Source organism: Vibrio sp. 10N.237.312.B06 (assembly GCF_041464685.1).
GTDB lineage: Bacteria > Pseudomonadota > Gammaproteobacteria > Enterobacterales > Vibrionaceae > Vibrio > Vibrio tasmaniensis_A.
On sequence record NZ_JBFSPI010000031.1, the window covers coordinates 41,758 to 50,574 of the forward strand.

Annotated in this window: 14 protein-coding genes; 12 read left to right on the top strand and 2 right to left on the bottom strand. The window is 43.7% G+C overall.

Features of this window, described 5'->3' with window-relative positions:
* The first annotated feature begins 67 nt into the window (after nucleotides 1-67).
* The 6 genes from AB6C75_RS10685 (at nucleotide 68) to AB6C75_RS10710 (ending at nucleotide 3,750) form a co-directional block, all read left to right on the top strand.
* Entirely contained in the window at nucleotides 68-532 is a 465-nt protein-coding gene (locus AB6C75_RS10685; protein ID WP_372107749.1) for an ASCH domain-containing protein, read from the top strand.
* A 95-nt stretch (nucleotides 533-627) separates the two neighbouring features.
* Nucleotides 628-1,572, top strand: a complete 945-nt coding sequence (locus AB6C75_RS10690) for a D-2-hydroxyacid dehydrogenase family protein (RefSeq protein ID WP_372107750.1) — start codon at nucleotides 628-630, stop codon at nucleotides 1,570-1,572.
* A gap of 39 nt (nucleotides 1,573-1,611) precedes the next feature.
* Nucleotides 1,612-2,112 (top strand): N-acetyltransferase family protein, encoded by a 501-nt coding sequence (locus AB6C75_RS10695; RefSeq protein WP_372107751.1) that lies wholly within the window; start codon nucleotides 1,612-1,614, stop codon nucleotides 2,110-2,112.
* A gap of 43 nt (nucleotides 2,113-2,155) precedes the next feature.
* A complete protein-coding gene (locus AB6C75_RS10700) occupies nucleotides 2,156-2,659 on the top strand; it encodes an HAD family hydrolase (protein WP_372107752.1) in 504 nt (167 codons plus the stop codon).
* Between the two features lie 112 nt (nucleotides 2,660-2,771).
* Nucleotides 2,772-3,152, top strand: coding sequence for an STAS/SEC14 domain-containing protein (locus AB6C75_RS10705; RefSeq protein WP_099166966.1), 381 nt, complete (start codon nucleotides 2,772-2,774; stop codon nucleotides 3,150-3,152).
* A 184-nt stretch (nucleotides 3,153-3,336) separates the two neighbouring features.
* Nucleotides 3,337-3,750: an NUDIX domain-containing protein gene (locus AB6C75_RS10710; RefSeq protein WP_371728160.1), complete on the top strand. Its 414-nt coding sequence runs from the start codon at nucleotides 3,337-3,339 to the stop codon at nucleotides 3,748-3,750.
* A gap of 52 nt (nucleotides 3,751-3,802) precedes the next feature.
* Here the strand turns inward: AB6C75_RS10710 and AB6C75_RS10715 are convergent, their stop codons facing one another.
* Nucleotides 3,803-4,204 carry a YkgJ family cysteine cluster protein gene (locus tag AB6C75_RS10715; protein ID WP_017107975.1) on the bottom strand — a complete coding sequence of 134 codons (402 nt, stop codon included), beginning with the start codon at nucleotides 4,202-4,204 and terminating at the stop codon, nucleotides 3,803-3,805.
* A 198-nt stretch (nucleotides 4,205-4,402) separates the two neighbouring features.
* On the opposite strand from AB6C75_RS10715, the gene AB6C75_RS10720 reads away from it, so the two are divergent.
* From AB6C75_RS10720 to AB6C75_RS10745, 6 genes are all read left to right on the top strand, one after another.
* A complete protein-coding gene (locus AB6C75_RS10720; RefSeq protein WP_372107753.1) occupies nucleotides 4,403-4,564 on the top strand; it encodes a hypothetical protein in 162 nt (53 codons plus the stop codon).
* Nucleotides 4,537-5,262 carry a pseudouridine synthase gene (locus AB6C75_RS10725; protein ID WP_372107754.1) on the top strand — a complete coding sequence of 242 codons (726 nt, stop codon included), beginning with the start codon at nucleotides 4,537-4,539 and terminating at the stop codon, nucleotides 5,260-5,262. Before AB6C75_RS10720 ends, AB6C75_RS10725 begins: the two co-directional genes overlap by 28 nt.
* Nucleotides 5,263-5,340: 78 nt before the next feature.
* Nucleotides 5,341-5,715, top strand: coding sequence for a VOC family protein (locus tag AB6C75_RS10730; RefSeq protein WP_017063953.1), 375 nt, complete (start codon nucleotides 5,341-5,343; stop codon nucleotides 5,713-5,715).
* Nucleotides 5,716-5,811: 96 nt separating this feature from the next.
* On the top strand, nucleotides 5,812-6,420 hold the full coding sequence (locus AB6C75_RS10735) for a sugar O-acetyltransferase (RefSeq protein ID WP_372107755.1): 609 nt from the start codon (nucleotides 5,812-5,814) through the stop codon (nucleotides 6,418-6,420).
* Nucleotides 6,421-6,598: 178 nt separating this feature from the next.
* Nucleotides 6,599-7,132, top strand: a complete 534-nt coding sequence (locus tag AB6C75_RS10740; RefSeq protein ID WP_372107756.1) for a hypothetical protein — start codon at nucleotides 6,599-6,601, stop codon at nucleotides 7,130-7,132.
* A 268-nt stretch (nucleotides 7,133-7,400) separates the two neighbouring features.
* A complete protein-coding gene (locus AB6C75_RS10745) occupies nucleotides 7,401-7,622 on the top strand; it encodes a hypothetical protein (RefSeq protein WP_372107757.1) in 222 nt (73 codons plus the stop codon).
* 276 nt (nucleotides 7,623-7,898) lie between these two features.
* Here AB6C75_RS10745 and AB6C75_RS10750 read toward each other — a convergent pair.
* The coding region (locus tag AB6C75_RS10750; RefSeq protein WP_372107758.1) for a transposase at nucleotides 7,899-8,817 on the bottom strand (919 nt) is incomplete at its 5' end.

Sequence of the window (8,817 nt, forward strand, 5' to 3'; positions counted from 1 at the left end):
CAATGCAGCCAGATGCTTAATCTATAAGTATTTATCGGCTCAACCTAATATTGAATTTGGAAAGATCATGGAAGAAAGAAGCAAAGCTTATCTCGATAGCTACCTCGACACATTGCCAGCAGAGGTTGCCTCGCAATACACCTCCTTTAGTGCCGACTATTACTGTGCTGATGAATACAACGCCAACCTCTGCGCGCAGTTGATTCTCAAGGGTGAAAAACAAGCGTCCTGCGGCCTTGAATACTGGTATACCCATGAAGGCGAGACGCGACCAGTAGTTGGTCACTTGCAAGTCGTCACCGACTGGGATGGCAAGCCCGTCTGTATCGTTGAGATCACGTCGGTGTCGTTGTGCAAATACAACGAGGTGACGGCGGAGTTTGCTGCTGCCGAAGGTGAGGGCGATAAAACACTCGAATGGTGGAGAGAAGCTCACTGGAACTTCTTCTCTCGTGAATGTGAAGAGCTCAAGATCTCACCAAGTGAAGACATGTTACTCATGTTGGAGCGTTTCAAAGTGGTTTATAAATAGTGAAGCCCCATCGCGTGTGTGTTGAATCGGAAGGCTTGGCACTTTAGCCTCCATTTGACTAACGCCAGAAGATTAACATTCACAAGGAGAGTGATGTGAAAATAGCGATATTGGATGACTACCAGAACGTCGTTAAAGACCTCGATTGCTTCAACAAACTCGAACAACACGATGTCACGGTATTTACCCAGACTTATTCAGAGCAAGAGCTCGCCATTAAGTTAGTCTCGTTTGAAGCCATTGTGCTCATTCGTGAAAGAACCGAGATCACCGAATCTTTGTTATCGCAGCTCCCAAACCTCAAGCTGATTAGCCAGACGGGCAAAGTAAGTAACCATATCGACCCGCAAATGTGCGAACGATTTGGTGTTACCGTGTTAGAAGGCCGAGGCTCGCCAGTCGCACCCTCTGAATTATGCTGGGCGTTGATTATGGCTGCATCGCGCCACATTCCTACTTACGCGTCAAACCTTAAGCAAAACCAGTGGCAAGATTCAGGCTCGTTAGGGTTAGGTCGAACTTTGAAGGGCTTGAAGCTTGGTATTTGGGGTTACGGAAAAATCGGAAAATGCATTGCACAATATGCCCAAGTATTTGGGATGTCTGTCGTAGTGTGGGGCAGCCAAGCTTCACGTGATCAAGCACAAGCGGATGGATTAGAAGCAGCAACAACTAAACAAGACTTCTTTCGAGAAGTTAATGTGCTTTCTTTGCATTTGCGTTTGAATGATGTCACCAGAGGATGTGTTACGGCACACGACCTTAGCTTGATGAAGCCGAACTCACTGTTTGTGAACATTAGTCGTGCCGAGTTAGTGGAACCGATGGCTCTGTATCATGAACTACGCGAGGTACCGATCAAAACAGCCGCTATTGATGTGTTTGATTGTGAGCCCGTAACAACAGACGCTGAACCTCTATTATCCTTGCCTAACGTCACGGCAACTCCACATTTGGGCTATGTTGAACAAAATAGCTACGAACTCTACTTCGATATCGCTTTCGACAACATTCTGTCCTATCAAAAGGATGGCATATAGCGATAGAATTTGCCGAAAGCAATAAAAAGGTAGAGAAGTATGAGCTTAACAATCAGAGAAGTCGCGGTAGAAGATGCACAAGGCATTATTGATGTATTGAATCCAATCATTATCGAAGCGCGTTATACGATCTTGGATCAGACTTTTACTGTTGATGAAGAAAAGGGATTCATTGAGTCGTTCCCAGAACGTGGTGTATTTAGCGTTGCAGTCAACGAAACGACCAACCAGTTACTTGGCTTTCAGAATGTAGAACCATTCGCGACTTACACCAAGGCCTTTGACCACGTTGGTATTATTGGCACTTATGTTGATGCAAATAGCCGTGGGCAAGGCGTTGCAAAACAGTTGTTCGATTACACATTTAAGGCAGCCAAAGCTAAAGGTTATGAAAAGCTTTTTGCCTATGTAAGAGCAGACAACGAGCGTGCGTTAGCGGTATACCTTAAGCAAGGTTTTGAAATCGTCGGAACAGCTAAGAAACACGGTAAGATTGGCGACCAGTACTTTGACGAGATCCTGATCGAGAAGTTTTTATAGGTTCGCTTAAACATTAGATAATTCATCGTATGCAGGAGGCAAGATGACAAAGCTAATCGAATTAACAGAAATAGTCTTATTCGACTGGGGCAATACGCTGATGGTCGATTTCCCAGACGCACAAGGGAAGATGTGTGACTGGGAAACCGTACAAGAAGTGAGTGGTGCTCGTGCATTATTGGCAGAGTTGTCGAAAACTCATCAAGTTTATGTTGCCACCAATGCTGGTGATTCCAGTAAAGACGACATCATTCGAGCCTTTGAGCGTGTTGGCCTTTCTCAATATATATTGGGTTACTTTTGTAAGGCGAGCATTGGCTTTTCTAAGTTCGATTCGGGCTTTTATCCTGCCATCATTTCCAAACTCGGTGTTGCACCACAAGATATCACCATGGTTGGCGACACCTTAGAGAAAGACATTTACCCAGCACTTGAAGCGGGTTTGAATACGGTGTGGTTGAACACGGAAGGAGTTGAGCTTAAGTCAGAGCATCCGCGTATCGTGCAAGTTCAAAGCCTAAGTGAACTGTTGGAGAAGCGCGATTAATTCTCTGATATTAAGTTCAGATAAAGCGCTTGTCTGATTTGACGCGAACCTCTCATCTCTTTGTTATTTAATCCTCTAAGCTAACTTTAGTTTCTACTATGAGGGCTAGGTTATGAGTATCGAACGTCATGGAATATCAGTTGGCATTGAACGTGTTAGCGGTGAAACCATCGTTGTGTTTAAAGCGAAAGGCAAACTCACACACGATGACTATCAAGCGATGATGCCAATTCTGAATACCACACTAGAAGAACTCGACTCATCTGAACTTAAGATGCTCGTCGACATTTCGACCTTAACAGGATGGGAGTTGCGCGCAGCTTGGGATGATTTCAAACTTGGGCTAGAACTGAACTCGAAAATAGACAAAATTGCCATCTACGGCGATAAAAGCTGGCAAGAAATGGCATCAAAAGTCGGGAGTTGGTTTGTGTCGGGTGAGATTAAGTCTTTTGAAGATCATGACTCCGCTATCGAGTGGCTAGTTGATTAATTCAACCACAGTTCAGTTCTTATGACAGCTGGCGAGTGTTCTACTTGAAGGCTGTCGTTTATCGACTCTCAAAGCCATTTCCTAAGCAATTCAATAGAATATGTTCACTTCTGGATGTAACATACGCCTAGCGCGATACGTTGTGCTAACCAAAATAATAAACACAATAACAAGGTTTAAGAACATGAATAAGGTAATTGATAAGCTCGCTTGGATATTCATTGAAGATGGCAAGTTGCTGATGGTGAGATCAAAAGGCAAAGAGCTGTTCTACTTGCCGGGCGGAAAGCGCGAAGCAGGGGAAAGTGACGAGCAAGCATTGGTTCGTGAAATCAAAGAAGAAATATCAGTAGACCTAGTACCTGATTCCATCAAATACGTTGAGACGTTCACTGGCCAAGCTGATGGCAAAGCAGAAGGCGTGTCAGTGCAATTGACGTGTTACCTTGCAGACTATACTGGCGAACTCGCTCCAGACGCTGAAATTGAAGAGCTTAAGTTTGTTGATGGCAGCGACAGAGCAGTATGTTCATTGGCTGCTCTTGTTGCGCTTGATTGGTTAGAAGCAAACCAGTATTTACCACTTATCAGTAAATAATGGTTCGTTAATACAAAACGACTGTTTAGTGAGGATCTTTATAGATCAGTGCTTATGAAAAGCTTGAAGGACGGCTGTCTTTCATAAGAATGTCGAGTTTTCTTTGAGCTTTTTTCGTATCTTGTAGATCCACCACCTCAATCATCTCGCATTCATCTCTTACCATCTCATTGATTAAGCTCGGATAGTGGCGGCAATCTTCAGGTCGGTCTAAGTAAATGCTGCACGTATATTTCGCTTGGGCATTCTTATCTTTCGTTGGAACAACTTCTAGGAAAGGGCAACGACTTAAACGTTCGCCAGATTTAGGATCAAACCAGATCTCACTACCGCGAACATATTCAAATATGTCTGGATTGAACAGCTCCCACAAATCAATCTCTTCTTGAGTCGCGGCAAGGTCACCATCTCCATATTTGATACAGCATTTTCCGCATTGATTACAATTTTTCATTAGTGACTTCATTGGTTGGTGAGCTTTTGTCATTTTACCACTGATAGCCGTGGCACGTTGATTTTGTTGTCCATCACTCGGAAACTCAAAGGAGCAACCTGATTTGATATTCATTTATCTAAGTCACAACACTGCAAACAGGGATGTAAACAGTGATACAATTTGCGCCTAGCAAGTCATTAAAACAAAGGCATAAAAATGAGAACCGTATACACCACTGAAGGCAACATTAACGCAATGAAACAGAAAGACGCTTACCCAAAGTTGGCGCTATGTGATAACTGCGTTCGAGACTATGTGGTGATTGCTCAAGGTGAACGCACCTATAAGCCTTGTGCGAAATGTGGTGCAGACGATTAATGCGCCTTGATAAATACCTTTGTAAAAGCACAGAACTAACAAAACTCGAAGCCGTTCAGCGAATCCAAAACGGTGAGGTGAGTGTGAACAGTGTGGTTGTGCTAGACGAGTCTACTCAGGTTCATGAAAGTAACGCTATCCTGCTTAATGGTGATGCATTAACGCTACGAGAGTTTAGATACATCTTAATGCACAAGCCTGCGGGCACCATCTGTTCCAATATCGACGAAGTGTACCCATCGCTTTTCAATTACCTAGAGTTAGAGAAAGCATCAGAACTGCACATCGCAGGGCGCTTAGATGCCGACACAACAGGCTTAGTCTTGATTACCGATGATGGGCGATGGTCATTCAACATCACTCTGCCAACCAAGTCATGTAAGAAGGTATATCGCGTGACATTGTCACGAGATATCAAAGATGATGTCGCTGACAAGTTCAAAGCGGGCATTCAATTGCAGGGCGAACAAAAACTGACGCGTCCGGCAGAACTCGAAGTGATTACCAGTAAAGAAGTGCTGTTGACCATTACAGAAGGTAAGTTTCATCAAGTAAAACGAATGTTTGCTGCGGTAGGGAATCGAGTTGTTGGACTACACCGTGAGCAGATTGGTGATGTTCGTGTAGATGTTGAAGCAGGTCAGTGGCGTTATCTAACTAAAGCCGAAGTCGACTCATTTCAGCAAGACTCTCAATAAGAGCTCGGAATAAACGCCGCAACTACTTAAAGCGTTAAGCGTGTCAGCACCAGAATATCAACACTATAAGGATGTAGGATGGAAAACCTCAAAGTCTCAGAAATTAAGTCTTTTGTACCCGCGAAAGACTTCGATTTATCCAAGCGTTTTTACCAGTCAATCGGCTTCGAGCTGATGTCTGAATTTCACGATGTCGCCTATCTACGACACGGCGGTTGTGCGTTCCTTCTGCAAAACTTTTATGAACCTGCGCACTGTCACAATTACATGATGCACTTGCTGGTTGAAGACGTAAAAAGTTGGTATCAACACATCCAAAACTCTAATGTAGTGTCGGAATTTGAAGTTACCGTTTCCGAGGTTGTTGAACAGCCATGGGGAATGCTTGAGTTTTGTATCACTGACCCAAGTGGTGTGCTGTGGCGTGTGGCTGAAAACATTAGGCCGCGTTAATTCATCCAACTTGCATTAAGGCCAGTGAAAACTTCAAATTATCCATCTGTTTCTTTATTTATGCCGACATAAGGCAATGATCAAATAGGTTCAAACATGGATATAAAGGCTAAAATGCACAGCCAAGACGTTTACTACTGTGACGACGTGGATTTGGTTGCTGAGCAAACTCAATGCTTAGAAGTGCTATACGATTTCAACCACACTCGTCCTAGTGAAGGTGATAAACGACAGCAGATCATGAAGCAGTTGTTCGCCGAAGTCGGTGAGGGCTGCTACATTGAACCACCATTACATGTGAACTGGGGGCGTCACACGCACCTAGGCAACAACGTATACGTGAACTTTAATCTAACTCTGGTCGACGACACAGACGTATTCATCGGCGACAACGTAATGATAGCGCCTAACGTGACCATTGCCACTGGCACACATCCCATCAGCCCAGAACTCAGGCTAAAAGCAGCGCAGTTCAATGTTCCCGTTCGTATTGGCAACAATGTATGGCTTGGCGCGCACACCGTCGTACTTCCTGGCGTCACCATTGGTGAAAACTCAGTAATAGGGGCAGGGAGCATCGTCACCAAAGACATCCCAGCTAACGTCGTCGCAGTCGGTAACCCATGCCGTGTGGTACGCGAAATCAACGAACGCGACCGAGAGTATTACCACAAAGATCGTCGCATTCCAGATGAATTAAAGTAAGCGATTTTTCACACACCTGAAATTAGCTGTGACATAAGCCATTATTATACAATGACTTAGTTGTATATTGCTTGTCTATCTTAGAAACTAGACAGAATTAGTCAGTATTTAAGTGCAGAATTTTTCTTTCTGATAGCTGTTATGCAACTTAATTGGAATCGGAGTAGGTCATCAAGCAATGAAGATTGAATCAAATAAAGTTTTGGAAATGGTATCTGCTTTCGTTTTACTCGGGGTTTCTATTTACTTTGGCTACAATAGTAAGCCTGCAGAAATGGGATTAACCATTGCAGCAGGATTTCTCGGTTTAGTATTCGCGAATCTGGATAAATTCAAAAGTTTTAAAGCAGCTGGCGTTGAAGCACAACTTAGAGAAGAGCAGATCAAAGCGGTATTAGAAAAGGAAATAGAAGCTCCTACTGATTTTTTTGACGAAACCGAATCTCAGGTACCTAATGTTAGTCTAGTCCCTGACAATGCTAAATCTGTTTTAGAGTCTTTACAAAGCCACGAATATACGTGGCGCTATGTTTCAGGAATATCAAAAGAAACTAGTTTGACTCGAGTTCAAGTTAAAGAGTCACTCCAGTGGCTTTCAGAACATGGTTATGCAAAAAAATCTCTTGGGAAAAACGGCGAAATTTGGGCGTCTACTCAAGAAGGTCGTTATCTTTATACAGTAATCTGCTTTGACGGGGTTCCAGTTGCATAACAAACTGTTCAGGATTGATTCGCAACGCGTGGCATTTTTACTATGCGTTGATTTGAGTGTTGAAGGTGGTATGCGGCGACTTCGGTATTACGTTGCTCACCCCTTAACAGGCGTTATGTTCTTACCGAAAAATGCGAACCCATAAGCAATTAATTGATTAATATGTAAAGTAGATTCTACCTATTGATCTTAATCAGTATATCGTCTCAATTTATTGCTGATATTCAAGTTGCATATATTTTGTATGCAATTTGATTAAGAGGTTCAAATGCAAGTTTACAAAGACATTGATAATGATTCTGGTGTAAGAGGTTACGAAATTGGATCTGACTATATAACAGTTTGGTTTGATGGTACTGCCCGTTCTTATACTTATAGCTATTCGAGTGCTGGAAGTTCTCATGTTGAGGCAATGAAAAAGTTAGCTGTTTTAGGTGACGGATTAAACGCGTACATCAATAACAACGTCAAATTCAAATATGTACGTTAGTAGTTGAAAGTACGAACATAACAAATAAGGATTAAGGTGTTGCGTAGCCAACACTAAATCCCAAGTGTTGAACAAGCCCGAAGCCACTTTATTAAGTAAATTGTACGATTGAACTTGAAGGGCACATCGCTTTGAGGCTTTTCTCAAGGCGAGCGAGGTCAAGATAAGATTGCGATAGCAATCTTATCAACCAGTTAGCTGTTTTTCGTTTCTTTCGTCGTCACATCTCCTCTGTTTTCGTCAATGCCATTCTCCTTATTATCAAATGCCTTTCGGCTACATGGGTCGGCTTACTCCAACACATGCCATTTCATGCTCACAACAAGGGCAGATTCGTATCGCTTTGCTCCTTACCGGTACTGGCACTGGCGGCATCCTATAGACCAAGTTCAACAGCAACAGCTGAATACGAACTCTTAAGGCGTGTGCTTGACCACGTAAAAATCCGTAGTCTCTTACTCGCTGTAACCCTTTGGGGAGCACGTGCTGCAAAATGAGCAGCAAGAACTTAAGGATGGGCAAAGTGCGCGTTCGCCATGTATTGGTTTGGCTCTCTTTATAGCGGAACGTGACCGTATCATCGGTGATATGGATGATGTCTTCATCAGGCAACACACCACGATAGAGATAGCGAGCTAAATAGCTCAGTGCAGCCTGACCATAACCAACCTGCCTACAATCGACCACCCATTGTTTGGGAATGCCACTCGGCAGCCACAACGTTGGGTGCTGATTAATTGCTTCTAGCATTCTTGCTCGCCAGACTTTGGCCAAAGCAAATGCGTTAAAAAGGTAACGTTTGTTGCCTTTGTGCCACGTTTGTCTTGATGGGTCGTATTGGCCTGCCGCCACAATAATGTGCAGGTGTGGGTGCAAGTTTCGTTGTCGGCTGTGGGTATGCAGCACGGCTGTAAACCCAAGTTCACCTTGCATCTGCCTCTTCGCAAAGTCCTTTAAAACCCCCGACGCCACCTTAAACATACCGTTATATGTCGCTTTAGGTTGATGCCTTGCTAAGACTCTTAGTTGATACGGTAAAGTGAAGGTCACCATGAAATAGTGAACAGGTAACCGCTTTTGCTGCTGACGTTGTAGCCAGTCAGAAGTGGTGCGTTGTTGGCATTGAGGGCAGTGTCGGTCACCACAAGAAAGCGGTAATCGGTCGTCGTGATGGCAGTGGCTGCAAAACCACTGT

Coding starts and splice junctions, on each gene's coding strand:
- AB6C75_RS10685 (WP_372107749.1), top strand. CDS start 68: ATGGAAGAAAGAAGCAAAGCTTATCTCGATAGCTACCTCGACACATTG.
- AB6C75_RS10695 (WP_372107751.1), top strand. CDS start 1,612: ATGAGCTTAACAATCAGAGAAGTCGCGGTAGAAGATGCACAAGGCATT.
- AB6C75_RS10700 (WP_372107752.1), top strand. CDS start 2,156: ATGACAAAGCTAATCGAATTAACAGAAATAGTCTTATTCGACTGGGGC.
- AB6C75_RS10705 (WP_099166966.1), top strand. CDS start 2,772: ATGAGTATCGAACGTCATGGAATATCAGTTGGCATTGAACGTGTTAGC.
- AB6C75_RS10710 (WP_371728160.1), top strand. CDS start 3,337: ATGAATAAGGTAATTGATAAGCTCGCTTGGATATTCATTGAAGATGGC.
- AB6C75_RS10715 (WP_017107975.1), bottom strand. CDS start 4,204: ATGAAAAATTGTAATCAATGCGGAAAATGCTGTATCAAATATGGAGAT.
- AB6C75_RS10720 (WP_372107753.1), top strand. CDS start 4,403: ATGAGAACCGTATACACCACTGAAGGCAACATTAACGCAATGAAACAG.
- AB6C75_RS10730 (WP_017063953.1), top strand. CDS start 5,341: ATGGAAAACCTCAAAGTCTCAGAAATTAAGTCTTTTGTACCCGCGAAA.
- AB6C75_RS10735 (WP_372107755.1), top strand. CDS start 5,812: ATGGATATAAAGGCTAAAATGCACAGCCAAGACGTTTACTACTGTGAC.
- AB6C75_RS10740 (WP_372107756.1), top strand. CDS start 6,599: ATGAAGATTGAATCAAATAAAGTTTTGGAAATGGTATCTGCTTTCGTT.
- AB6C75_RS10745 (WP_372107757.1), top strand. CDS start 7,401: ATGCAAGTTTACAAAGACATTGATAATGATTCTGGTGTAAGAGGTTAC.